27 protein-coding genes are annotated in these 23,299 nt (G+C 34.4%); 22 read left to right on the top strand and 5 right to left on the bottom strand.

Features of this window, described 5'->3' with window-relative positions; translation table 11 throughout:
* Positions 1–62 precede the first annotated feature (62 nt).
* The 20 genes from CHELV3228_RS07170 to ftsZ all read left to right on the top strand — a co-directional run bounded on the left by CHELV3228_RS07170 (position 63) and on the right by ftsZ (position 17,402).
* Positions 63–293, top strand: a complete 231-nt coding sequence (locus CHELV3228_RS07170; protein WP_082200334.1) for a hypothetical protein — start codon at positions 63–65, stop codon at positions 291–293.
* On the top strand, positions 283–543 hold the full coding sequence (locus CHELV3228_RS07175; RefSeq protein ID WP_082200335.1) for a hypothetical protein: 261 nt from the start codon (positions 283–285) through the stop codon (positions 541–543). Before CHELV3228_RS07170 ends, CHELV3228_RS07175 begins: the two co-directional genes overlap by 11 nt.
* Positions 533–961, top strand: a complete 429-nt coding sequence (locus CHELV3228_RS07180) for a type II secretion system protein (RefSeq protein ID WP_082200336.1) — start codon at positions 533–535, stop codon at positions 959–961. The genes CHELV3228_RS07175 and CHELV3228_RS07180 overlap by 11 nt, the downstream gene beginning before the upstream one ends.
* Positions 958–2,796, top strand: a complete 1,839-nt coding sequence (locus CHELV3228_RS07185; RefSeq protein WP_082200337.1) for a primosomal protein N' — start codon at positions 958–960, stop codon at positions 2,794–2,796. Before CHELV3228_RS07180 ends, CHELV3228_RS07185 begins: the two co-directional genes overlap by 4 nt.
* A 9-nt stretch (positions 2,797–2,805) precedes the next feature.
* Positions 2,806–3,438 (top strand): leucyl/phenylalanyl-tRNA--protein transferase, encoded by a 633-nt coding sequence (gene aat, locus CHELV3228_RS07190; protein WP_082200338.1) that lies wholly within the window; start codon positions 2,806–2,808, stop codon positions 3,436–3,438.
* Positions 3,439–3,618: 180 nt separating this feature from the next.
* Positions 3,619–4,404, top strand: coding sequence for an HrcA family transcriptional regulator (locus CHELV3228_RS07195; RefSeq protein ID WP_082200339.1), 786 nt, complete (start codon positions 3,619–3,621; stop codon positions 4,402–4,404).
* On the top strand, positions 4,401–4,907 hold the full coding sequence (gene grpE, locus CHELV3228_RS07200; protein WP_082200340.1) for a nucleotide exchange factor GrpE: 507 nt from the start codon (positions 4,401–4,403) through the stop codon (positions 4,905–4,907). Before CHELV3228_RS07195 ends, grpE begins: the two co-directional genes overlap by 4 nt.
* 21 nt (positions 4,908–4,928) lie before the next feature.
* Positions 4,929–6,791, top strand: coding sequence for a molecular chaperone DnaK (dnaK, locus tag CHELV3228_RS07205; RefSeq protein ID WP_082200341.1), 1,863 nt, complete (start codon positions 4,929–4,931; stop codon positions 6,789–6,791).
* Positions 6,792–6,880: 89 nt separating this feature from the next.
* Entirely contained in the window at positions 6,881–7,435 is a 555-nt protein-coding gene (locus tag CHELV3228_RS07210) for a CheB methylesterase domain-containing protein (protein WP_082200342.1), read from the top strand.
* Between the two features lie 8 nt (positions 7,436–7,443).
* Positions 7,444–8,235, top strand: a complete 792-nt coding sequence (locus CHELV3228_RS07215; RefSeq protein WP_082200777.1) for a CheR family methyltransferase — start codon at positions 7,444–7,446, stop codon at positions 8,233–8,235.
* A gap of 113 nt (positions 8,236–8,348) precedes the next feature.
* Positions 8,349–9,077 (top strand): amino acid ABC transporter ATP-binding protein, encoded by a 729-nt coding sequence (locus CHELV3228_RS07220; protein WP_082200343.1) that lies wholly within the window; start codon positions 8,349–8,351, stop codon positions 9,075–9,077.
* Positions 9,078–9,099: 22 nt separating this feature from the next.
* Entirely contained in the window at positions 9,100–9,873 is a 774-nt protein-coding gene (locus CHELV3228_RS07225; protein ID WP_082200344.1) for a transporter substrate-binding domain-containing protein, read from the top strand.
* Between the two features lies 1 nt (position 9,874).
* Positions 9,875–10,627, top strand: a complete 753-nt coding sequence (locus CHELV3228_RS07230) for an amino acid ABC transporter permease (protein ID WP_082200345.1) — start codon at positions 9,875–9,877, stop codon at positions 10,625–10,627.
* A 3-nt stretch (positions 10,628–10,630) separates the two neighbouring features.
* Entirely contained in the window at positions 10,631–11,290 is a 660-nt protein-coding gene (locus CHELV3228_RS07235) for an amino acid ABC transporter permease (protein ID WP_082200346.1), read from the top strand.
* 77 nt (positions 11,291–11,367) lie between these two features.
* Complete coding sequence (locus tag CHELV3228_RS07240) at positions 11,368–12,297, top strand: ribose-phosphate pyrophosphokinase (protein ID WP_082200347.1); 930 nt, start codon at positions 11,368–11,370, stop codon at positions 12,295–12,297.
* Position 12,298: 1 nt separating this feature from the next.
* A complete protein-coding gene (locus tag CHELV3228_RS07245) occupies positions 12,299–13,051 on the top strand; it encodes an NAD+ synthase (RefSeq protein ID WP_082200348.1) in 753 nt (250 codons plus the stop codon).
* The gene (locus CHELV3228_RS07250) at positions 13,048–13,959 is read left to right on the top strand and encodes a tetraacyldisaccharide 4'-kinase (protein WP_082200349.1); all 912 of its coding nucleotides are present in this window, start codon (positions 13,048–13,050) and stop codon (positions 13,957–13,959) included. The genes CHELV3228_RS07245 and CHELV3228_RS07250 overlap by 4 nt, the downstream gene beginning before the upstream one ends.
* A complete protein-coding gene (gene thrC, locus CHELV3228_RS07255) occupies positions 13,946–15,340 on the top strand; it encodes a threonine synthase (protein ID WP_082200350.1) in 1,395 nt (464 codons plus the stop codon). The genes CHELV3228_RS07250 and thrC overlap by 14 nt, the downstream gene beginning before the upstream one ends.
* Entirely contained in the window at positions 15,337–16,056 is a 720-nt protein-coding gene (kdsB, locus tag CHELV3228_RS07260; RefSeq protein WP_082200351.1) for a 3-deoxy-manno-octulosonate cytidylyltransferase, read from the top strand. The genes thrC and kdsB overlap by 4 nt, the downstream gene beginning before the upstream one ends.
* A gap of 236 nt (positions 16,057–16,292) precedes the next feature.
* Complete coding sequence (gene ftsZ / locus CHELV3228_RS07265; RefSeq protein ID WP_082200352.1) at positions 16,293–17,402, top strand: cell division protein FtsZ; 1,110 nt, start codon at positions 16,293–16,295, stop codon at positions 17,400–17,402.
* A gap of 19 nt (positions 17,403–17,421) precedes the next feature.
* Here the strand turns inward: ftsZ and CHELV3228_RS07270 are convergent, their stop codons facing one another.
* Genes CHELV3228_RS07270 through CHELV3228_RS07285 form a run of 4 tightly spaced genes read right to left on the bottom strand, consistent with a single transcriptional unit; the run spans position 17,422 to position 20,639 of the window.
* The gene (locus CHELV3228_RS07270; protein ID WP_082200778.1) at positions 17,422–18,225 is read right to left on the bottom strand and encodes an adenylosuccinate lyase; all 804 of its coding nucleotides are present in this window, start codon (positions 18,223–18,225) and stop codon (positions 17,422–17,424) included.
* Positions 18,194–18,946 (bottom strand): arginyltransferase, encoded by a 753-nt coding sequence (locus CHELV3228_RS07275; protein ID WP_082200353.1) that lies wholly within the window; start codon positions 18,944–18,946, stop codon positions 18,194–18,196. Before CHELV3228_RS07275 ends, CHELV3228_RS07270 begins: the two co-directional genes overlap by 32 nt.
* On the bottom strand, positions 18,946–19,194 hold the full coding sequence (locus tag CHELV3228_RS07280) for a hypothetical protein (protein ID WP_082200354.1): 249 nt from the start codon (positions 19,192–19,194) through the stop codon (positions 18,946–18,948). Before CHELV3228_RS07280 ends, CHELV3228_RS07275 begins: the two co-directional genes overlap by 1 nt.
* On the bottom strand, positions 19,194–20,639 hold the full coding sequence (locus CHELV3228_RS07285; RefSeq protein ID WP_082200355.1) for an acetyl-CoA carboxylase subunit A: 1,446 nt from the start codon (positions 20,637–20,639) through the stop codon (positions 19,194–19,196). The genes CHELV3228_RS07280 and CHELV3228_RS07285 overlap by 1 nt, the downstream gene beginning before the upstream one ends.
* Before the next feature lie 92 nt (positions 20,640–20,731).
* Here CHELV3228_RS07285 and ftsW point away from each other — a divergent pair, with 92 nt between their 5' ends.
* Positions 20,732–21,895 carry a putative lipid II flippase FtsW gene (gene ftsW / locus CHELV3228_RS07290; RefSeq protein WP_082200356.1) on the top strand — a complete coding sequence of 388 codons (1,164 nt, stop codon included), beginning with the start codon at positions 20,732–20,734 and terminating at the stop codon, positions 21,893–21,895.
* A complete protein-coding gene (gene murG / locus CHELV3228_RS07295; RefSeq protein ID WP_234980985.1) occupies positions 21,889–22,905 on the top strand; it encodes an undecaprenyldiphospho-muramoylpentapeptide beta-N-acetylglucosaminyltransferase in 1,017 nt (338 codons plus the stop codon). Before ftsW ends, murG begins: the two co-directional genes overlap by 7 nt.
* Here murG and CHELV3228_RS07300 read toward each other — a convergent pair.
* Positions 22,892–23,275 (bottom strand): hypothetical protein, encoded by a 384-nt coding sequence (locus tag CHELV3228_RS07300; protein WP_234980984.1) that lies wholly within the window; start codon positions 23,273–23,275, stop codon positions 22,892–22,894. The genes murG and CHELV3228_RS07300 overlap by 14 nt on opposite strands.
* Positions 23,276–23,299 lie beyond the last annotated feature (24 nt).

Genomic DNA, 23,299 nt, shown 5'->3' on the forward strand with positions numbered 1-23,299 from the left:
AAATCATTAAATTTAATTTGCTAAAATGGCAAAATCATTTAAAATTACAAGAAGGCAAAATTATGTTTGATGAAAAAATTATTAACACAATGACAGACAAGGTTAATGAATTAATCGAAAAATACAACGAAGTCTGTGAAATCAATGAAAATTTAAGAAATGAACTCGTAAGCGTCAAGGCACAAAATGAAGCCAAAAGTAATCAAATTCTACGCCTAGAAGAAGAGCTTAAATCTCGCAATATAGAAAGCGAAGATATTTATAAAAAAATAGAGGCTGTTCTTGGCAAATAATCTCAAACAAGTTATCATCAACATTTCCGCAAAGGATTTTGTTATTAAATGCAGTGATGAATTTGCGGATTTTTTAGAAGATGATATTGCCCTACTTTCCAATGGCACAAAGAAAATGGAACTTAAAAGTTTTGTTGATGCCTTTGTAAAAAAAAGCTATCAAAACTATACTTTGCAAAAAAAATTGCAAAAACTCATCAAAACAATGAATGAAAATTTAAACACCACTCCCTTGAAAAATGAGCCTTAAAAAAGCCTTTAGTCTCCTCGAGCTTGTTTTTGTCATCATTATCATCGCCATTTTAACAGGAATCGCTCTGCCCTACCTCAACCAAAATAAAGAAGAAGCTAAACTTTTAAAACTTAAAATGGACTATGAAATGCTAAATTCTGCTCTAAGCTTAATGCGAAATGAGGCGGATTTGAAAAATTTAAGCTATATCAATGAACTAGACAAGGCACAAATTTTAAAAGAAAATGAAAGTTTGTTTTATTGTCAAAACTGCTCTTTTAGTCTTTTAAGTAGCCCTATTTACTCTAGCAAAACAGGCTGGATAAAAAGTGGGATTAATCAATACCGCTTTTTTCTCAACCCTCAAAAAAGTGTGGAATTTATCTATGAAAATGGGCTTTTAAAATGCACTAAAAACTGCAAAGAACTTTTATGAGATATTATGAAGTCGCTCTCAAAGGCTTGTATTTAGATAATTTAATCTTCCAAAGTGAATACAAAATTCTCCCTTTAAGCGAAGTGCTGGTTGATTTAAAAACGCGTAAAAATTGCAAAGCTATCATTATTAAAGAATGCGAAAAGCCCAATTTCACCACCAGCGACATCAAAGAAATTACACCCTTTAGCTTAAGCAAAGAGCAATTTATCTTAGCGGAGTTTATAAGCCATTACCACTCTTCTAAACTCGGCTTCACTCTTTCTCTTTTTGAAAGCTCAAAACCCTACCAATGCGAAATTTTTAAAGCCAAAGACTCCCCTACCCTAAGCCCGAAACAACAAGAAGCCTTAAATTTCTTAAAAACACAACAATCCGCCCTACTTTTTGCAGATACAGGGAGTGGCAAAACAGAAATTTACATTAGTCTCATAAAAGAAACTTTAGAAAAAGGGCGTCAAGTGTTACTTTTAATGCCCGAAATTTCTCTCACCCCGCAAATGCAAAAACGACTCAGCCTTTATTTTAACGAAGATTTTTTTATGTGGCACTCTAAAATTTCAAAGAAAAAAAAGCAAGAATGCCTTGAAAAATTTAATGAAGGTAAAGTTCTTTTAGTCGCTGGGGCGCGTTCGGCTCTTTTTTTACCTTTTAGAAATTTAGGGCTTATAATCGTTGATGAAGAGCACGATAATTCTTATAAGGCTTCTAATAAGCCTTATTATAATGCAAGAGATTTGGCTCTTTTTTTGGGAGCAAAACTAAACATCAAAGTCGTCTTAGGCTCTGCTACACCGAGCCTTACAAGCTTTTATAAACAAAAACATTTTAGATTAAAAGGCACATTTTTTGAAAGTAAAAAGCACTTTTTGTATGATGAAAATGATTTAGCTCTCACACCTATGCTTTTAAATGAGTTAGAAATGAGCTTAAAAAACCACAAACAAGCCATAATCTTTTTACCTAACCGCGCAAATTTTAGACAAATTATTTGTAAGGATTGCGGTGCAAGTGTGAAATGCCCCTTTTGCTCCATAGCGATGAGTTTGCATAAAAAGAAAAATTTACTCAAATGCCATTATTGTAATTTTAGCACACCCATTTACTCAAGCTGTCCTAATTGTAACGGCACTATGCTAGAAGCTAAAAAAATGGGGACTAGTGAGCTTTGCGAACTTTTGCAAAATAGCTTTAGTGAAGCCAAAATAGCCAAATTTGATAGAGATGAAATTACGAGCGTAAGAAAATTAAATGCAATTTTGAAAGATTTTAATGAGCAAAAAATTGATATTTTAGTCGGCACTTCTATGCTTGCTAAGGGACACGATTATCATAGTGTAGATTTAAGCGTGATTATGGGTTTAGATGAGTTTTTATCGCATCCAAATTTTAGAGCCACTGAAGAATGTCTAGCCTTAGCGATGCAAGTAGCAGGAAGAGCCGGACGAAAAGGCGAAGCAAGGGTTTTATTACAAAGTAAAAATAGAACTTTTTTTGAAAAATATATTAACGATTATGATACATTTTTGCAAGATGAATTAGAAATTAGAAAAGCACTCTATCCGCCATTTGCAAGACTTTTAAGATTGATTATAGAAGATAAAAATCAAACAAAAGCAAGAGAGCTTTGCGAAAATTTAGCTATGGAATTTAAAAATCTAAAAAGCGTGGAGCTTGTGGGCTATGGGGCGTGTGCGATTGAGATGATACATCTTAAATTTCGCTTTTATATCCTTTTAAGAAGTTATACGCATAAAAATCTTATCAAAATCCAAGAATACGCCCTAAATTTTCCTACACTAAGTGCCGATATTGACCCTATAGACTTTTCTTAAAGGACAAATTTGCTTAATCAACTCTTAAACGCTCCTAAAGATGCACCCGTTTTTTTAAGCCCTAAACTTGAAGAAGAATTTATATTAAAAGCTTATGCTCTTGGTCTTTTTCCTTGGACAACTAAGCCTGTTAATTGGTGGTGTCCTGACCCTAGATGTGTGCTAGAGCCTCACAAAATTCACATACAAAAAAATATGAAAAAATTTATGAATCTTTATGAAATTAGGCTAGATTTTGACTTTTTAGCTCTTATCACGCTTTGTAAAAATGCAAGAGTTAAAAGCTGGATAGACGAAGAATTTATAGAAATTTACCATAATCTTTTCAAGCAAGGTTTTGCTCACAGCTTAGAGCTTTACGAGCAAGATGAACTTGTGGGGGGAATTTATGGACTTATCATTGGCAAAATGTTTTTTGGAGAAAGTATGGTAAGCCTTAGAAAAAATGCTTCCAAAATCGCTATGATAAAGCTTTGTGAGCTTTTAGCCCCTTATGATTTTCTTATCGACTGTCAAGTGCATAATAAACATTTAGAATTTATGGGAGCGCAAAATATCCCAAGAGAAGATTTCTTAAAAATCCTCGATAAAAAATGCCAAAGTCCAAGCGGCTTTGAAACTTTTAAAGACTTACTTTTTTAATTTACCATAAAATCCAAATTTCAAAACTTTATATATATTAGCTAATTAAACTTTAGTCATATTAACTAAAGTAAATTAAATAAATTTTTTTATATTATACTTGACAAAATAACACTAAATGTTATATAATACTTTTAGCAATCAAAAAAGAGAGTGCTAATTTATAAGGAAAAAGAAGCGATGAAAAGTCAAAATAAAAGAGAGTTGATACTTGAATCTATCATTGAAACTTATTTATTGGCTAACACGCCCATAGGTTCAAATGAACTCAATTCTAGTCTTTGTATTCCCGCTTCAACGATAAGAGTGTATCTTAAAAGATTAAGTGATGAGGGGTTAATCACCCAGCTTCATATCAGTAGCGGTAGAATTCCTGCCGTAAAAACAATGCAAAGCTATTGGCAAAATGAACTTGATACAAATGAAGAATTGCAAATAAAAAATATCAATTTTTTACGCACGCTCAGTGAAGAATTTGAAATTTATTGTCTTATTTATGAGGGGCGTGAGTTGATGTTAAAAGAAATTCTAAATTTAAACGATAAATTTATCGTTTTGGATTTTGGAGCAAATGAAATGGCGCTAAAATATCAAAATGAAGCCTTTGAATTTCTCAAAAGTCTCATAGGCTTAAATATCTTTGACATTGAAAATATCGCCTTAAAAGTGCATTTTTATGAGCTGGTAGAAAAAATCTCTACCATTAAAAAAAGCTTAACCTGTTATCGAGCAAACGAAAAAAAAGCTTATCAAATTTATCAAAACGATGATTTTGTTAAGCTTTTAGACTGCGAAATTCACAAATATTTTAAAGAGAATTTGCAGTTTCAGCCCTTATTTAAAGAGGGTTTTATGGGGCTTAAAATCGATACAAATTTTTTAGGAAAACAAGCCAATCTTATCGTCGCTGGCAGTGTTTATACCAATTATAAAAAAATTTTAAAACAAATAAAGGAGGTAGCGTGAGCGAAGAGGAAAAAGTAGAAGAGCAGACCGAAGAAAAGCTCAAAAATGAAGTAGAAAAAACAGAGGAAAAAGATTTTGAAGCAGAGTATAACGCTTTAAAAGACCAGTATTTAAGAGCAAATGCAGAATTTGAGAACATCAAAAAGCGTCTTGAAAAAGAAAAATTAAACGCTATGGCTTACGCTAATGAAAGCTTTGCGAAAGATTTGCTAGATGTTTTAGATGCTCTTGAAGCGGCGATTAAGGTTGAAGCAAGTGATGAAGTGAGTTTAAAAATTAAAGAAGGAGTGCAAAATACTTTAGATTTATTTTTGAAAAAGCTTGAAAAGCACGGAGTTAAAGAGATAGAGTCGGCTTGTGAATTTGACCCAAATTTACACGAAGCTATGTTTCATATAGAAAGTGCCGAACATCAAAGCGGAGCTGTGGTGCAGGTGCTTCAAAAGGGTTATAAACTTGGTGAAAGAGTAATACGCCCTACAAAAGTTAGTGTTGCAAAATAAATTTAATTAAAAGGATAAAAAATGGCAAAAGTTATAGGTATAGATTTAGGAACGACAAATTCTTGTGTCGCTGTGTATGAGAGAGGGGAAAGTAAAGTTATCCCTAATAAAGAGGGCAAAAACACAACCCCTTCTGTAGTCGCCTTTACCGATAAGGGCGAGGTTTTAGTGGGTGATAGTGCTAAACGCCAAGCCGTAACAAACCCTGAAAAAACCATCTATTCTATCAAAAGAATTATGGGTTTAATGATAAATGAGGACGCAGCTAAAGAAGCAAAAAATCGCTTACCTTATCACATTACCGAAAGAAATGGGGCGTGCGCGATTGAAATCGCTGGTAAAATTTACACTCCGCAAGAAATTTCAGCTAAGGTTTTGATGAAGCTTAAAGAAGATGCAGAAGCCTTTTTAGGTGAAGCGGTGGTGGATGCGGTCATTACCGTGCCTGCGTATTTTAATGATGCTCAAAGAAAGGCGACAAAAGAGGCAGGAACGATAGCAGGGCTTAATGTGCTAAGGATTATCAACGAGCCTACTTCGGCAGCTTTAGCTTATGGGCTTGATAAAAAAGATAGTGAAAAGATTGTCGTGTATGATTTAGGTGGAGGGACTTTTGATGTTACCGTGCTTGAAACTGGGGATAATGTCGTAGAAGTTTTAGCTACAGGTGGTAATGCCTTTTTAGGGGGCGATGATTTTGATAATAAGCTCATCGACTTTTTAGCCGAGGAATTTAAAAGCGAAAATGGCATTGATTTAAAAAATGATGTGATGGCTTTACAAAGGCTTAAAGAAGCGGCAGAAAATGCGAAAAAAGAACTAAGCTCGGCTAATGAAACAGAGATAAACTTACCTTTCATCACAGCAGACGCCTCAGGTCCTAAGCATTTAGTGAAAAAAATCACAAGAGCTAAATTTGAAAGTATGATAGAAAAACTCGTTAGCGAAACCATCACTAAAATTAATGAAGTCGTTAGCGATGCAGGGCTTAAAAAAGATGAAATCAAAGAAATCGTTATGGTCGGTGGCTCTACGCGTGTGCCTTTGGTGCAAGATGAAGTGAAAAAAGCTTTTGGTAAAGATTTAAATAAATCAGTCAATCCTGATGAAGTTGTGGCAATAGGAGCAGCAATTCAAGGTGCGGTTATTAAAGGCGATGTTAAAGATGTGCTTTTGCTTGATGTAACCCCGCTTTCACTAGGCATTGAAACACTTGGCGGTGTGATGACTAAAATCATAGAAAAAGGCACAACCATACCAACCAAAAAAGAGCAAGTTTTCTCAACTGCAGAAGACAATCAAAACGCCGTTACCATCAATGTCTTGCAAGGTGAGAGGGAATTTAGCCGCGATAATAAATCGCTAGGAAATTTCAATCTTGAAGGAATTCCACCAGCCCCAAGAGGTATGCCTCAAATCGAAGTTACCTTTGACATTGACGCAAATGGAATTTTAACCGTTTCGGCAAAAGATAAGGCTACAGGTAAGGCGCAAGAAATTAAAATCACAGGCTCAAGTGGTTTAAGTGAAGAAGAAATTAATAATATGGTTAAAGACGCCGAACTTCACAAAGAAGAGGATAAAAAACGCAAAGAAGCGGTAGAAATGAGAAATCAAGCTGATTCTTTAGCACATCAAGTAGAAAAATCCCTTAATGAACTTGGCGAAAAAGTGGCGGAGGAAGATAAAGCTAATATCCAAAAAGCTCTTGATGATTTACGCGAGACGCTTAAAAATGAAAATGCAAGTAAAGAGGAAATTGAAAGCAAGATGAAAGCTTTAAGCGAAGTCTCTCATAAATTAGCCGAAAATATGTATAAAAAAGATGAGGGTGCAGATACAAAGAAAAAAGATGATGATGTCATCGACGCTGAAGTTGAATAAACCCTAAAGCCCTAAAATCACTAGGGCTTTTCTACCAAATTTTAAATTTTCTATGTTAGAATTAATCCTTTAAATTATTAAGGAAAGAGATGAAACTTCTTCTTATAGGTTCTTCGACAGGGGGACCAAATCAACTTAAGTTTTTACTAAAAGATTTAAACATCAAAAACACTTGCGTCGTAATCGCTCAACATATGAGTAGCAATTACCTATCCTCTTTTGTCAATAAATTTAACGAAGAAAGTGTCAGTGAAGTTTGTTTGCTTGAAGACAAGGAACTTTTGGAGAATAAAATTTACATTTGTAAAAAAAATACTATCCTTACAGGAAATCTCTCCCTAGTCGCTTTATGGCAAGATGTTGAAAGCGCCTTTAAACCCAGTGTTGATTTGCTCTTCCGCTCAGCCGTAAATTTAGCCAAAACTAATAAAATTCTAGCCGTTGTATTAACAGGAATGGGAGATGATGGAGCCAAAGGACTACTCGAGCTTTATAAAGCCGGAGTAAGGTGTCTATGCGAAAATGAAACAGATAGTATCGTTTATGGTATGCCAAAAAGGGCAAAAGATTTAAACCCGCACTTAAGACCGATGAGCCTAAAAGAAATAAAAGGCGAAATAAAGCACTTCATAGAGGAAGAGTAATGAAACAAATGCACAAAAAAGAAACAATCCACTTTAACGACACAGAGCTTAATGAATTTATTAAAATCATTAACGAGCTTTGTGGTATGGATATGCAAGATAAAAAGGCTGTTTTATCACTAAAACTTCCTAGTTTTCTTCACTCTACAAATATTAAAAATTTTGCTGAATTTTTAGCAAAAATAAAGGTCAATAAAAATCTAAGACAAGAAACTTTAGATTTTGTAACCATAGGGGAAACATATTTTCACAGGGAATTAACTCAACTTAAAGATATTGTTTTTTATATCAAAAGTTTAGATAAAAGAACAAGTATTTTAAGTGTGCCTTGCAGTAGTGGGGAGGAAGTTTATTCTATGGCTATGCTTGGAGCGCAACACTGCATTAAGGATATGTATATTGTCGGTGTAGATATTAATTCCAAAGTGATAGAAAAAGCAAAGCTTGGAAAATATCAAGGCAGAACTTTACAAAATTTAAGCGAACACGAAAAAAGGAAATTTTTCAAAGAAGAAGACGGCGTTTATACGATTAATAAAAATGAATTGTGTCCCTGCAAATTTAACCTTTGCAATGTGTTTGATAATAGCTTTATGACGCTTGGGAAATTTGATATTATTATGTCAAGAAATATGATAATTTATTTTGATTACGACTCCAAACTAAAGCTTTTAGAACGCTTTGCAAATCTTTTAAATGATGGTGGTAGGCTTTATGTGGGGAGTGCTGATTTAATCCCAGAAAATATCTATTTTAAAAAAGTCTTTTCTACTCGTGGGACTTATTATGAAAAAATTTAGAGTTTAAATTTGTTTCAAAAAGTTACATTGATAAATTTGAAGTTACGAAATTAAGCTTTCTTTGCAAGGAAAAACACTAAAATTTCTTAATTTATTATTTTGAAGGAAGAAATTTGATTGAATTAAGAAATGTTAATAAATATTATGGCAAACATCATGTTTTAAAAAATATCAATCTTACCATAAAAGAAGGTGAAAAGCTTGTCATCATAGGACCAAGTGGTAGCGGTAAAAGCACCACGATACGCTGTATGAACGGACTTGAAGAGGTAAGCTCTGGCGAAGTCATTGTTAATAATCTCGTTTTAACGCACAAAAATAAAACTGAGATTTGCAGAAAATATTGTGCTATGGTTTTTCAGCATTTTAATCTCTACCCCCATATGAGCGTTTTAGAAAATTTAACCCTTGCTCCGATGAAATTGCAAAAAAAGAGCAGAAAAGAAGCGGAGGAAACAGCATATCATTATCTTAAAGTAGTAGGACTTGTCGATAAGGCTAAAGTTTATCCTGCCACACTTTCAGGGGGGCAACAGCAAAGAGTTGCCATAGCAAGAAGTCTTTGCACGAAAAAGCCTTACATTTTGTTTGATGAACCAACCTCAGCACTTGATCCTGAAACCATACAAGAAGTTTTAGATGTGATGAAAGAAATTTCTCATCAAAGTAACACAACTATGGTTGTAGTAACCCACGAAATGGGCTTTGCAAGAGAAGTCGCTGATAGAATTATTTTTATGGAAGATGGGGCTATAGTTGAGGAAAATATCCCTGAGGAATTTTTCAAAAATCCTAAAACAGAAAGAGCCAAACTCTTTCTAGGTAAAATTTTACAACACTAAACCAAATTTGAAAGGAGAAAAAATGGTTTTAAAAAATTCTTTACTTAAGTTGGCAGCACTTGCCTTAGGAGCTTCACTTGCTTTCACTTCAGCAAATGCTGGAAAGATAGAAGACATTAAAGCGAAAGGAACGCTTGTTGTAGGTGTGAAAAACGATGTGCCACATTACGCTTTGCTTGACCAAAAAACAGGTGAAATTAAAGGCTTTGAAGTCGATGTAGCTAAGATGTTGGCTAAGGAAATTCTAGGCGATGAAAACAAAATCAAACTTGTAGCCGTTAATGCTAAAACAAGGGGTCCTTTACTAGATAATGGCACATTAGATGTAGTTATCGCTACTTTTACCATTACGCCTGAAAGAAAGAAAATTTACAATTTTTCAGAGCCTTACTACCAAGATGCTATAGGTTTGTTAGTCTTAAAAGAAAAAGGCTATAAGTCTTTGGCTGATATGAAAGGTGCTAAAATAGGCGTAGCACAGGCAGCTACAACTAAAAGAGTTATAGGAGAAGCCGCAAAAAAAGCGGGTGTGAGCGTGAGCTTTAGCGAATTTCCTGATTATCCAAGCATAAAAGCAGCTCTTGATGCCAAAAGAGTCGATGTTTTCTCTGTGGATAAGTCTATTTTGCTAGGCTATGTAGATGAAAATAGCGAAATTTTACCAGATTCTTTCGAGCCACAAGATTATGGTATCGTTAGCAAAAAAGATGATAAAGAATTTGCTGCCCTCATCAATGATTTTGTGGGTAAAAATAAAGCAAACATAGACGAATTAGCGAAAAAATGGGGCTTATAATATGAATGAAAGTGTAGGCTTTGTAGCTTGGTTAAGGGAGTTTTTTAACTCCCTTGGACTTTATGATGAGGAAAGCGTAAGTCCCTTTGCCTTATGGAAATTTCTAGATACCCTAGAACAATCGCAAACCTTTATAGATGGCTTTGTCTATACGCTACAAATTAGTATTTTAGCCTTATTTATCGCTGTAGTCTTTGGCACTATAGGCGGTGTGATGGCAACGAGCAAAATAGTCGCGCTTAGAGCTTACACTCGAATTTATGTCGAAATTTTTCAAAATACTCCCTTAGTTATACAAATTTTCTTTTTGTATTATGGTTTGCCACACTTAGGAATTAATTTAGACATTTTTACCATAGGTGTTTTAGGCATAGGTGCTTATCACGGTGCGTATGTGAGTGAAGTCGTAAGAAGTGGAATTTTAGCCGTGCCAAAAGGACAATTTGAAGCCTCTGCTTCGCAAGGTTTTACTTACACCCAACAAATGCGTTACATCATAGTTCCGCAGACTATAAAAATTATCCTACCCCCTATGAGCAATCAAATGATAAATCTTATCAAAAACACTTCCGTGCTTTTGATTGTTGGTGGAGTGGAACTTATGAGCACAGCAGATAGCTATGCCGCAGACTATGGAAATTACGCTCCTGCTTATATTTTCGCTGCGTTTTTGTATTTTATCGTATGCTATCCTTTGGCGTATTTTGCAAAATTTTATGAAGAAAAGCTTAAAAAAGCTCATCTAGCGAGGTAAAAAATGAATGAAGTTTTTAATGCTCAAAATGTAAATTTTTTACTACAAGGCTTAACTCTCACACTTAAAATTGCCTTTGCGACTTGTGTGATTTCTATACTTTTTGGCACTTTTTTAGCTATCACAAAAAATTATGGCGATCGTTTTAGTCGCTTTTTGGCAAGTGCCTATATTGACATTTTTAGAAATACCCCTCTTTTACTTTGGATGCTTGCAGCCTGTTTTGTTTTGCCCGTATTTTTTGGACAATTTCCTCAAGCCTTTTGGGGGACCATAGGCTTTTCACTCTACACAAGCTCCGTTATGGCTGAGATTATCCGTGGGGGCTTAAATTCTATACCAAAAGGGCAGTTTGAAGCGGCTTATTCTCAAGGATTTGGTAAATTTTTCACACTTTTTTATATCATCTTACCTCAAACCTTTAGAAGAGTTGTCCCCTCAATGCTCTCGCAAATTATCACAACCATTAAGGATACAGCTTATTTAGCTGGACTTGGTATAGCAGAGCTAACCTACAAATCCAAAACCATCTTAGCTAATCTTAAGAGCTTTGAAGAAATTCTAGCAGTCATTGGCTTTGTGGCAGGAATTTATTTTATCATTTGTTTTTCCCTATCTATGCTTGTGCGTTACTATGCGAAAAAAACTGCTTATGCCCATTAAATTTTATGGGCTTTTTAGCTAAATTTTAAACTTATTAATATAAAATTAATACTCAAATATCTAAAACAAGGTTAATTATGCGTGGTTATAAAATTTTTTCAGGTTCGGCTAATTTGGAATTTGCAAAACAAATTTCTAAATATCTATCTCTACCTTTAAGTAATGCGGGTGTAAAGCGTTTTAGCGATGGTGAAATTAGTGTGCAAATCGATGAAAGTGTGCGTGGAAAAGATGTTTTCATCATACAAAGCACCTGTGCACCTGCTAATGATAATTTAATGGAGCTTCTCATCTTAACAGATGCCTTGCGTCGCTCAAGTGCAAATTCTATCACGGCTATCATTCCTTACTTTGGCTATGCAAGACAAGATAGAAAGGCAAATCCTAGAGTGCCTATCAGTGCCAAGTTGGTTGCAGATTTAATCGAAGCTGCTGGTATCGATAGGGTTGCGACAATTGATTTACACGCTGGACAAATTCAAGGTTTTTTCAATATCCCCGTTGATAATCTCTATGGAAGTATTGTTTTTAACGATTATATCAAATCCAAACATTTTGAAAATGCCATAGTTGGAAGCCCTGACATAGGGGGGATTGCAAGAGCTAGAAGTGTGGCTAAAAAACTAGGACTTGACATCATCATCGTTGATAAAAGAAGAGAAAGAGCAAATGAAAGTGAAGTGGTGAATATCATAGGTGATGTTAATGGTAAAGATGTTGTTTTAGTCGATGATATTATTGATACAGCTGGCACCATAGTAAAAGCAGCAAAAGCCCTCAAGGAAAAAGGGGCAAAATCTGTTATGGCGTGTTGCACTCACGCCGTTTTAAGCGGTGAAGCTTATGAAAGGATTGCTAAGGGTGATTTAGATGAGCTTGTCATCACAGATACAATTCCGCTAAAAAAAGAACACGAAAAAATTAAAGTTTTAAGTGTAGCTCCAATTTTTGCAGAGGTTATACGCCGTGTTTATCATAATGAAAGCGTAAATTCTTTATTTATTTAAGATGGATTGCGAAAAAATTCTATTTAAAATTCAGCATTTTATACAAGAAAAGATTGCAAATTCTAATGCAAATGGCGTTATTTTGGGACTTAGCGGAGGAATTGACTCCGCCTTAGTGGCAACTTTATGCAAAAAGGCATTAAAAGATGGGACATTTGCTCTTTTAATGCCAACAAAACATTCCAGTAAAACAAACTTGCAAGACGCTCTAAAACTTTGTGAAACGCTTAATTTAAATTATAAAATCATAAACATAGACGACATTTTACAAGCCTTTTTAAAAGAATTTGAGGGGGCTGATAAAATTCGCACAGGCAACTGCACCGCAAGAATTAGAATGAATTTGCTCTATGATTATTCCGCCCTTAAAAATTATCTTGTCGTTGGCACTTCAAATAAAAGCGAATTGATGTTAGGATATGGCACTATTTATGGAGATTTAGCTTATGCTTTCAATCCCATAGGAGGACTTTACAAGAGTGAAATTTACACCCTTGCAAAATATCTTAATTTAGATGAAGTTTTTTTAAAAAAAGTCCCATCGGCTGATTTATGGGAAAATCAAAGCGATGAAGAAGACTTAGGATTTTCTTACGCCCTAATCGATGAGGGCTTAAAAGCTCTAGAAAAAAACGATGAAGCAACAATAGCCAAACTCAACCCAGACCTCATCTTAATGCTACAACAACGCATTAAGAAAAATGCTTTTAAAAGAGAAATGCCTCAAATTTTACGCTTAGATGAGTTTTTATGACTTGGCTTGAGCGTTATTTTTTTAACCCATCTTTTTTTCAAAAATGCCTAGCTTTCGCACTTCTACCCTTAAGTTTTCTCTATACTCTTGTAGCGATTTTAAACACAAAATTACGCTCTAAAATCGATTTTAAAGTGCCAATCATTAGCGTAGGAAATTTAAGCTTTGGTGGCAATGGAAAAACTCCACTTTGTAAAGCGATTTCAAGAGAATTTGAAGGTGTTTTTGTCGTGCTTAGAGGCTACAAAAGACAAAGCAAAGGCTTAATCCTTGTCAAGCATCAAAATCAAATTCTTTGCGAAGTGGATAAAAGTGGCGATGAAGCTATGGAATACGCGTTTTGCAAAAGTGTAGAGGGCGTGATAGTAAGCGAAGATAGGATTAAGGGCATAAAGGAAGCGTTAAAACTTGGAGCAAAGCTTATTTTGCTTGATGATGCTTTTTCTAAATTTCACATTAAAAAATTTGACATCTTACTCGAGGGCAAACCTCTTCCTTATTTTAATTTCACTCTACCAAGTGGGGCTTACAGACTGCCGCTTTATTTTAAAAAAAAAGCCGATTTTATCGCTAAAGAGGGAGAAGATTTTTATCGCCACTCTTTTGTAAAAGAAAATGTTAAAGCTATCTTAGTTACAGCAATCGCCAAACCATACCGCCTCAACGAACATTTTGATAAAGTAAGGGCTTGCTATTTTTTTAACGACCATTATAGCTTTAAAAAAGAAGAACTTGAAAATTTACTCAAAAAACATCATTGCCATACTTTAATGCTAACTTTTAAAGACTATGTAAAAATAAAAAATTTTGGTTTTAAGTGTGAAATTATAGAACTAAATGTAGAATTAAGCGAAAAATTTAAAAAACTTTTAAAAGCTTATGTGAGGAGTTTTGATGCACTTAGTTGAAAGTCAAAATGCGAATTTTAGCGTGGATTTTAAAGAAGCTTTAATCAATCCCAACACCCCACAAGGTGGGCTTTACACCCCTGCTTTTTTGCCTAAATTTGACGGCTACGCTTGTAAGAATTTATCGTATAAAGAATTTGCATTAGAACTTATCAAAAGTTTTAAATTTGGTTACGAAGAGACATTTAAAAAAGCTCTAAAAAGCTATGATAAATTTGATGATAAAAATTGCCCCATTGTTTTACAAAAAATCAATGAAAAACTTTATATCAACGAGCTTTATCACGGACCAACAAGAGCCTTTAAAGATATGGCTTTGCAGCCTTTTGGAGTGCTTCTTAGTGAATTTTGCAAAGATAAAAAAATCTTAATTCTTTGTGCAACAAGTGGCGACACAGGACCTGCGACCTTAAAAAGCTTTGAAAATAACCCAAACATTAAAGTTGCTTGTATGTATCCTAAAAATGGCACAAGTTTAGTTCAAGCCTTGCAAATGAGAACAATGAAAGCTGAAAATTTAAGGGTTTTTGCCATTAATGGAGATTTTGACGAAGCACAAAAAACACTTAAAAATTTACTCTCAAAAGAAGATTTTAAAAATAAACTTAAAAATTATGAACTTTGTGCGGCAAATTCTGTCAATTTTGGACGCATTTTGTTTCAAATCATTTACCACTACTACGCCGCTGTTCAAATTGGTAAAAAGCTTGATATAATCGTGCCTAGTGGAAATTTTGGTAATGCTTTAGGAGCTTATTTTGCAAAGAAAATGGGTGCTAAAATTGATAAAATTAAAATCGCTTCTAATGAAAACAAAATTTTAAGCGAATTTTTTAACGAAGGCGTGTATGATTTAAGAGATAAAAAGCTTATAAAGACAATTTCTCCAGCTATGGATATATTAATTTCTTCCAATGTTGAACGCTTACTTTTTGATAAATTTAAAGACAAAAGAACCAAAGAATTAATTCATCAACTCAAAAATCAAAAATATTTTAAACTCAATCAAAACGAGCTTGAAAGCTTAAGGGAAGATTTTGAGGCGGATTATTGCACAGATGAAGAATGTGTCAAATTTATCAAAAACTCAAAAATCCTCATCGACCCACATACGGCAACCTGTTTTAAACTTTTCAATGAAAACAAAATACAAATCATAAGCTCAACTGCCGAATGGAGCAAATTCACTCCAAGTATGATGAAAGCACTTTTTCAAAAAGAATGTATCAACGAAAAAGAAGATATCAAACGCATCGCTAAGGAATTTAAAGTGGAGTTAAAACCAGAAATTTTGGAACTTTTTGACAAGCAAGACGAAAGTGTTGAAAGTATTGAAAGTGAAGAAGTGGAAAATAAAATTTTAGAATGGATAAATCAATGATAATCATACCAGCAAGATTAAAATCAACGCGTTTTGAAGAAAAAATTCTCTGCGATATCAAGGGTGTACCTATGTTTATCGCTACAGCAAAAAAGGCTACTTTGGTTGATGAAGTGTGTATAGCCGTTGATGATGAAAAAGTGCTTGAGATAGCAAAAAATCAGGGCTTTAAAGCTGTTTTAACGAGCAAAACACACGAAAGTGGAACGGATAGAATCAACGAAACTTGTCAAATTTTAAAGCTAAAAGACGAAGAAATCATCATCAATGTCCAAGCAGATGAGCCTTTCATTGAAGTAGAAAATTTATTTCGTTTTAAAAAATTTAGCGAAAAATGTTTAGACAAAGAAGCTTTTATGGCAAGTTGTTTTAAAAAAATCAACCCAGAGCAAGCAAAAGATGCGAATTTGGTCAAGGTTTTATGTGATAAATTTGGCTTTGCACTTTATTTTTCAAGAGCAAAAATTCCTTTTGAAAGAGAGACTTACAAAGAAGAATTTAAGGGACATTTGGGAATTTATGCTTACAGCGTAAGAGCTTTGAGAGAATTTTGTGCATTTGAAAGCTCAAGTCTTGAAAAAGCTGAAAAATTAGAACAATTAAGAGCTTTAGAAAATGGTAAAAAAATTAAAATGCTTGAAATTTCAACGCAAAGTATGGGTATAGATACAAAAGAAGATTACGAAAAGGCTCTTAAGCTTTATGTGGGTGAATGACTTTGTGGTTTTTATGATTGAAAATTCATAAAATCTCAAATTTACCACCACAATTTCTAAAAATTTGACCAAAAATGCTTTTATTTTTCATTTTCTTCCCCTCAATTTAACAATGTAAAACAAATATTTGTTAAAATCTTTTTAAAGTTTATTGACTATAATTCTTAGTCTTGTAAAATGTAAATAAAATTGTGTCCTATATAAAGGGTTGTAAAAATTTAAGTTAGGAGTGGATTATGAGCGAGTTTTCAGTCGAAGAAGCGCAACACAATAAAGGCGCCAAAATTAAAGTTATAGGCTGTGGTGGCGGTGGTGGTAATATGATTAATCATATGGTAAAAATGGGACTTAACGATTTAGATTTAATCGCAGCCAATACCGACGCACAAGCTATCTCTAACTCTTTAGCTAAAACAAAAATTCAACTAGGCGAGAAAAAAACTAAGGGCTTAGGTGCTGGAATGTTACCAGAGGTTGGTGCGGAAAGTGCTAGAGAAAGTTTTGAGGAAGTTAAGGCTTCTTTAAGTCAAAGTGATATTGTTTTTATTGCTTCCGGATTTGGAGGAGGCACAGGCACAGGTGCAACTCCCGTCATCGCTCAAGCGGCTAAAGAAATAGGTGCCCTGACCGTTTCTGTTGTAACAATGCCTTTTACTTTTGAGGGCAAACAAAGAAAAAAATTAGCCGAGGCGGGGCTTTTGGAACTTAAAAAAGAAAGCGATTCAATACTTGTAATCCAAAACGAAAAACTTCTCAGCATTATCGATAAAAAAGCTGGAATTAAAGATGCTTTCAAGCTTGTTGATGACATTTTGGCGCGTGCGGTTAAGGGTATGGTTTCTATACTGCTTGATAATGGCGATATCAATGTGGATTTTGCTGATGTAAGAACCATTATGAGCCATAGAGGTTTGGCATTAATGGGAGTTGGAAGTGCAAGTGGCGAAAATGCCATAGAAGAAGCTCTTGCTAATGCTATGGAATCCCCTCTACTTGATGGGATGGATATCAAAGGTGCTAAAGGTGTCATTTTGCACTTTAAAACAAGCTCCAACTGCTCTTTGATTGAAATTTCATCCGCTGCAAATAGCATAGAAGAAGTTGTTGATGAAAATGCCAAAATTATTTTCGGCTCAACAACGGATGATAGTATGGAAGATAGGGTAGAAGTTACCATCATCGCCACAGGCTTTGAGGATAAAACTCAAGTAAGCGAAAAAACACCCAACGAAAACGCTCCTAAGAAAAATCCTTATCTAAATCTCAAAAAAGTAAGTGGTGGGTATAATGAAGAAATGATGACTCAGCTCGAAGCCCCTACATTTTTACGCCAACAAATGGATTGATGAGAATTCTCATCAATCTTTAAGTGTTATTTTTATACAAAGCCTTGAGATTATCATAAGCAATTTGAATTTTTTCAAACTGCTCCCTACAATACGCTCTTTCTATCGCACTTTTATTTTGCTGAAAATCGGGATGATAAAGCTTAACCAATACAAGATATTTTTGACGAATTTCGCTTAAATCATTTTGTGGAGTGCATTCTAATGTAGAAAAATAATTGCTAAAAAGTTTAGCGAGAGCATTAAATTTCCACTTCATATTCTCGGCATTATGAATATTTTGGCGAAAATTCTTATACTCTTCCTTATCAATGCTAAAATCAACACAATATTTCAAATGCTCACTCTCATCAGCAAAAGCCTCAAAAAGCTCTAAAGTGCTTTCATTTTGATATTCCAAACTTGCGATATTCATCGCTTCATCAAATTCTTTAAAATGATGTTTGAAGTAATTCCTCATATAAGTTACAAAAAGCTTCTCACTAGAGCTAAATTGCATCAAAATATTTTTCCCACAAAAGCTTACTTTTATATGGAGCATAGGTCTTAAAGTATTTCCTTGCTCAAAATTTAGTCTAAAAGTCTTAAAGTGCGCATCTTTTAAATCTATACTTTCATTATGGCTTTTGCGATATTTTTGGTCAAGAAGCTTTAAAAAATAGCGTCTTTGGGGGATTTCATTTTCTTCAAAAAAAGAAAAAATTTTATTTTTCCTCCCTATGACTTTAGTAAAATTTTTGGTAATCAAATCCTTAAAATAACAAAAAATGGAAATATCATCCGTATTTACATTAATCGTCTCTAAAGTTTGCACTACTTGCATCATCATACTCCCATAAAGGTAATTTTTCACAAGGCACACTCGTGCCTCTTAAAATTTCTCTAGGTGTATAATCGACTTTATAAGATAAAGATTGACACTTTTTTACAAAATATCCTAAATAAATGTATTTTAAATTCTTTTTTTGGGCGAGTCTTATTTCACTTAAAAGAGAAAATTTTCCCAAAGAAAAAGCCCTATAATCGGGATCATAAAAACAATAAATGCTAGAAATTCCTCCCTCAAAAATGTCTATCAAATCCACACAAACTAATTTCTCGTCAATGTAAAAATCCAACTCATAAGCAAAATCCATAGCCCCATCAATATATAAATTAAAATATTTATGAAAATTTAAATCATATCTTTTCCACGCTCTTTTCTTTTCCATAAAGCGATGATATTTATCATACAAAAAAAGATGTTCATTGCTAATTTGTGGAGCTTTTAAAAGAATTTTTGTTTTTTGATTTTTATTAATTACTCTTCTTTGACTCTTGCTAAACTTAAACTCATTTGCCAAAATTCTCACGCTTAAACATTCCTCACATCCCTCACAAATAGGACGCGAAAAATAGCACCCAAAACGCCTCCATCCCCTATAAATCAACTCTTCATTTAAAGACTTCGGGCAGTGTTCTATAAATTTGTATTCCGTCCTTATCTTCCTATCTTTAAGATAAGGACAAGTTTCTTCTAATGTGCAAAAGCCAATTTCTCGCATTAAATTTTCTTAATATTCGCATTTTTAATCAATTCACTAAATTCATCAAGAAGCTTCTCTTCTTTTAAAAAAATCGCCCTCAACTCATCTTCTTCGCTTTTTACTTTTGCTATTTCGCCTTTTTCTTTGGCGAGAGTTTCAAGCTCGCTATTTTTTAGCCCCACACCACTTTTTTCTGCTTTATTTTTAGAGCTTTTTTGCTCTTGCATTTGTTTTTTAATATCCTTAAGACTTTCTACAAAATCCATCACTTCCTACTTTCTCTAATCTTCTTCAAAGTCGCCGCGATAGCCGCTACAACCTCTTCTTTATTATCCTGATGTCTATCTTCAGTATTTGCCAAAAGCTCATCTAAATGCGTTTCTATAAAAGAAGTGTCAAAATATCCTCTTCTAAATTCACGCGTTTTAGTAATGGCAATTAAAAAAGGTATGGTCGTTCTTATATCATCGATAACAAATTCTTTTAAAGCTCTTTCTAGCTTATTCACAGCCAAATCATAACTTGTCGCCTTAATAATCAATTTTGCCAACATAGAATCATAATAAGGAGGCACAACATAATCCTTATAAATATGACTATCCACCCTCACAGATGGTCCTAATGCTGGGTAATACTCGCCTATTTTACCCGGACTTGGGATAAAATTTTTCCACACATTTTCAGCCGTAATTCTTACTTCTATGGCAAAACCTCTAGCTCTAATATCACTTTGCTCCAAATCCAAAATTTCCCCATCCGCGATACGAATTTGACGCACAATCAAATCCACACCCGTAACCTCCTCTGTTACAGGATGCTCAACTTGAATTCTTGTATTCATTTCCATAAAGTAAAATTGATTGTAATCGTCAAGCAAAAATTCTATCGTTCCGGCATTTGTATAGCCCACAGCCTTAGCTGCTGCAACAGCAGTAACCCCCATAGTTTTACGCAAATTTTCGGATATCCCCGGACAAGGCGCTATTTCAATAACCTTTTGATGACGCCTTTGGATTGAACAATCCCTCTCACAAAGGTGGATGATATTGCCATAATTATCACCCAAGACCTGAAATTCGATATGACGCGGATTGACAATATATTTTTCCATAAAAACCTCGTCGTTGTTAAAATATGCCAAAGCCTCCCTCTTACAAGATTCAAAAGCACTTTCAAGCTCCTCTTCTTGATGCACGACACGAATTCCTCTACCTCCGCCGCCACCACTTGCCTTTAAAATCACAGGATAGCCTATTTTTTCCGCTTGATTCTTAAGCTCATCTAAGGAAAAATCATTTAATTTCTCCGTTCCCGGCACGACAGGAATTCCATTTTTCGCCATTAAATTTCTTGCGATATTTTTATTTCCCATTTTATAAATGACTTCGGATTTTGGACCAATAAAAATGATATTAGCCTCCTCACACGCTTTAGCAAATTCATAATTTTCGCTCAAAAAACCATAGCCCGGATGGATAGCATCAGCCCCACACGCCTTAGCAATCTCAACAATCCTAGCAATATCTAAATAACCCCTTATCGCATCTGTTCCTATTCTATAAGCCTCATCGGCGATTTTCACATGCAAACATTCCCTATCAGGCTCGGTAAAAACAGCCACACTTTTAATATGCAAATCCCTACAAGCACGAATGACACGCACGGCTATTTCCGCACGATTTGCAATGAGAATTTTTCTTATATTTATCATCAAAAACCCCTAAAACAAATTTCTTAAATTCTATCAAAATAAGTTTAAAAATTCGTGTTATAATGGCTGTTTGTTATTTTATAAGGGAATGAATGGTTGCGGATAAAAAGTTATTTTATTTAAGCTGTGTTTTAATTACGATAGGCGTAGTCTTTTCCTACTCTCTAACCACTTTTACCATTTTATATTTTGATTACAATGAATTTCATTTTTTTATCCGTCAGCTTTTTTTTGGCATTAGCGGAATTTTAATTATGTTTTTCCTTTCAAAACTGAATCCGGATAATATAAACTCACATAAAATTATACTCACTATCCTCATCTTTTCATTTTTAGCCATTATCATCTTACCCTTTTTGCCTACAAGCTTGGCAACAGAAAGTGGTGGAGCGAAAAGGTGGATTAGACTTGGTCCAGTATCTATCTCTCCTGTTGAATTCTTTAAAATCGGGCTTATTTATTTTCTTGCTTGGTCTTATACTAGACGCATTAATGATGAAAAAAAAGCAATAAAACACGAAATTCTTATACTTTTACCTTACTGTATCGTGGCAACTTTAGTGATAGGCTATATCTACATCACACAAAATGACTTGGGACAAAGTGTCATTAGCTTTTTTCTTATCCTTGCACTTGCATTTTTTGCGGGAGCTAGCAAAAGACTTTTTGCTTTTGGAATTTTAATCGTAATGATGATAGGTATAGCTGTAATTTTTAGTAATCAAAGAAGAATTCAACGCATTGCAAATTGGTGGGGTAATATACAAGATGCCTTTTTGCCACTGCTTCCGGACTGGATAGCTTCGGCTATTCGCGTGAGTGAAAATAGCGAACCTTACCAAATTTCACACTCGCTCAATGCCATAGCCCACGGAGGTATGTTTGGAGAGGGCTTGGGGCTTGGAATTTTCAAGCTTGGATTTTTAAGTGAGGTGCATACAGACTTCGTTTTATCAGGAATTACAGAAGAGATAGGACTTTTTGGACTTGCTTTTATTTGCTTTCTTTATCTTTGGATGATTCTAAGAATTTTTAGAATTGCTGGGCGTTGCGAAAAAAAGGAGCATTTTATCTTTTGCTCTGGTATTGCCCTACTCTTACTTTTTTCTTTTTTTATGAATGCTTTTGGTGTCATCTCGCTAACTCCACTCAAGGGTGTTGCTGTGCCTCTTTTAAGCTACGGAGGGAGTTCGATGTGGGCGATTTGCGTAGGACTTGGTTATGTTTTAATGATTTCAAAAAAGGTTAAATTATGATAGTTTTAACAGGTGGAGGCACAGGTGGGCATTTAAACATTGTTCGTTGCCTACTCGAAAGTGCAACACAAAAAAATCTAGAATGTATCTATATAGGTAGTGAAAATGGGCAAGATAAGGCGTGGTTTGAAAATGAAGAGCGTTTTAAAGCTAAATATTTTTTAAGCTCCACGGGCGTGGTTAATCAAAGCAAATTTAAAAAATTAAAAGCTTTAAAACATATCTTAAGTCTTTCTTTTGAATGTCGAAAAATTTTCAAAGAACACGAGGTAAAAGCTGTTTTTAGTGTGGGTGGTTATAGTGCAGCTCCTGCTTCTTTTGGGGCGATTTTTTCTCACATTCCCCTTTTTATCCACGAGCAAAATTCAAAAAGCGGGAGTTTAAATTCCTTTCTTAAACCTTTTTCCAAAGGATTTTTTAGTGCTTTTGAAAAAGAATTTACCCCCTATCCCATAGCGGAAGATTTCTTTACTTTGGCAAGACAAAGAAAAGAATTAAAAACTATCATTTTCTTAGGTGGCTCACAAGGCGCTAAATTTATCAACACCCTTGCCATAAAACTTGCACCAAAACTCGTAGAAAAAGGGATTAAAATCATTCATCAATGCGGAAAAGATGATTATGAAATTTGCAAAAAAGCTTATGAAGAGCTTGGCTTAAAAATTGATTTATTTGCTTTTCATTCCAATTTAGCCTTAAAAATGCAAGAAGCCGACCTAGCCATTTCAAGGGCTGGAGCTAGCACTCTCTTTGAGCTTTGCGCAAATACCCTGCCTTGCGTTTTCATTCCCTATCCTTATGCAACAAAAAATCATCAATTTTTTAATGCTAAATTTTTACAGGACAAAGCATTGTGCCAAATTTTTACTCAAGAACAATGTCAAAACGAAAAAGCACTTTTAACTTCTATTTTTACAATGAATTTAGAATATCTTAGCCAAAACTTACAAGGTATAGCTCAAAAAAATGGTGCAAATTTAATGCTAGAAAAGGCTCTTAATTCTCTTTAAGCTTACGCTTGGCAAGTCCCATCTGCTCATAAGCGTCAATTTCTTTCTTGTAAGAATTAGAGAGTTTCTTTAATTCTTTATTTAAAAAACTGACACTAGCAGCACTAGCGTTAGCGTTTGAGGCAAAGCTTGAAACAAATTCAAGCTTCTTCTTAGTTTTATCATCCAAATCTTTAGAAGTTTTAGAGCCTAATTTGTGTGTGGCAACAAAAAGAGCTGCAAGCTCCTTTAAATCCTTATCGCTCAAACTTAAATCCTCCGCCTTAGCTATCATCACATCCAAGTCTGTGCTGATTTTTTTCTTAGGATGCACTTCATTTTTTGCCCTTTTGGGTGCTTTTTCCTTACCACCCAAAATTAAAAAAGTCATCAAAACAAAAATAAGAAGTAAAAC

Origin of the sequence: Campylobacter helveticus, from assembly GCF_002080395.1 — a bacterium.
Classification (GTDB): Bacteria; Campylobacterota; Campylobacteria; order Campylobacterales; family Campylobacteraceae; genus Campylobacter_D; species Campylobacter_D helveticus.

Bases quoted from the DNA above. Each gene is read 5' to 3' on its own strand.
- CHELV3228_RS07170 (WP_082200334.1), top strand. From the start codon at position 63: ATGTTTGATGAAAAAATTATTAACACAATGACAGACAAGGTTAATGAA.
- CHELV3228_RS07180 (WP_082200336.1), top strand. From the start codon at position 533: ATGAGCCTTAAAAAAGCCTTTAGTCTCCTCGAGCTTGTTTTTGTCATC.
- CHELV3228_RS07185 (WP_082200337.1), top strand. From the start codon at position 958: ATGAGATATTATGAAGTCGCTCTCAAAGGCTTGTATTTAGATAATTTA.
- CHELV3228_RS07195 (WP_082200339.1), top strand. From the start codon at position 3,619: ATGAAAAGTCAAAATAAAAGAGAGTTGATACTTGAATCTATCATTGAA.
- dnaK (WP_082200341.1), top strand. From the start codon at position 4,929: ATGGCAAAAGTTATAGGTATAGATTTAGGAACGACAAATTCTTGTGTC.
- CHELV3228_RS07210 (WP_082200342.1), top strand. From the start codon at position 6,881: ATGAAACTTCTTCTTATAGGTTCTTCGACAGGGGGACCAAATCAACTT.
- CHELV3228_RS07215 (WP_082200777.1), top strand. From the start codon at position 7,444: ATGCACAAAAAAGAAACAATCCACTTTAACGACACAGAGCTTAATGAA.
- CHELV3228_RS07225 (WP_082200344.1), top strand. From the start codon at position 9,100: ATGGTTTTAAAAAATTCTTTACTTAAGTTGGCAGCACTTGCCTTAGGA.
- CHELV3228_RS07230 (WP_082200345.1), top strand. From the start codon at position 9,875: ATGAATGAAAGTGTAGGCTTTGTAGCTTGGTTAAGGGAGTTTTTTAAC.
- CHELV3228_RS07235 (WP_082200346.1), top strand. From the start codon at position 10,631: ATGAATGAAGTTTTTAATGCTCAAAATGTAAATTTTTTACTACAAGGC.
- CHELV3228_RS07240 (WP_082200347.1), top strand. From the start codon at position 11,368: ATGCGTGGTTATAAAATTTTTTCAGGTTCGGCTAATTTGGAATTTGCA.
- CHELV3228_RS07245 (WP_082200348.1), top strand. From the start codon at position 12,299: ATGGATTGCGAAAAAATTCTATTTAAAATTCAGCATTTTATACAAGAA.
- CHELV3228_RS07250 (WP_082200349.1), top strand. From the start codon at position 13,048: ATGACTTGGCTTGAGCGTTATTTTTTTAACCCATCTTTTTTTCAAAAA.
- thrC (WP_082200350.1), top strand. From the start codon at position 13,946: ATGCACTTAGTTGAAAGTCAAAATGCGAATTTTAGCGTGGATTTTAAA.
- kdsB (WP_082200351.1), top strand. From the start codon at position 15,337: ATGATAATCATACCAGCAAGATTAAAATCAACGCGTTTTGAAGAAAAA.
- ftsZ (WP_082200352.1), top strand. From the start codon at position 16,293: ATGAGCGAGTTTTCAGTCGAAGAAGCGCAACACAATAAAGGCGCCAAA.
- CHELV3228_RS07270 (WP_082200778.1), bottom strand. From the start codon at position 18,225: ATGCAAGTAGTGCAAACTTTAGAGACGATTAATGTAAATACGGATGAT.
- CHELV3228_RS07275 (WP_082200353.1), bottom strand. From the start codon at position 18,946: ATGCGAGAAATTGGCTTTTGCACATTAGAAGAAACTTGTCCTTATCTT.
- CHELV3228_RS07280 (WP_082200354.1), bottom strand. From the start codon at position 19,194: ATGGATTTTGTAGAAAGTCTTAAGGATATTAAAAAACAAATGCAAGAG.
- CHELV3228_RS07285 (WP_082200355.1), bottom strand. From the start codon at position 20,639: ATGATAAATATAAGAAAAATTCTCATTGCAAATCGTGCGGAAATAGCC.
- ftsW (WP_082200356.1), top strand. From the start codon at position 20,732: ATGGTTGCGGATAAAAAGTTATTTTATTTAAGCTGTGTTTTAATTACG.
- CHELV3228_RS07300 (WP_234980984.1), bottom strand. From the start codon at position 23,275: ATGACTTTTTTAATTTTGGGTGGTAAGGAAAAAGCACCCAAAAGGGCA.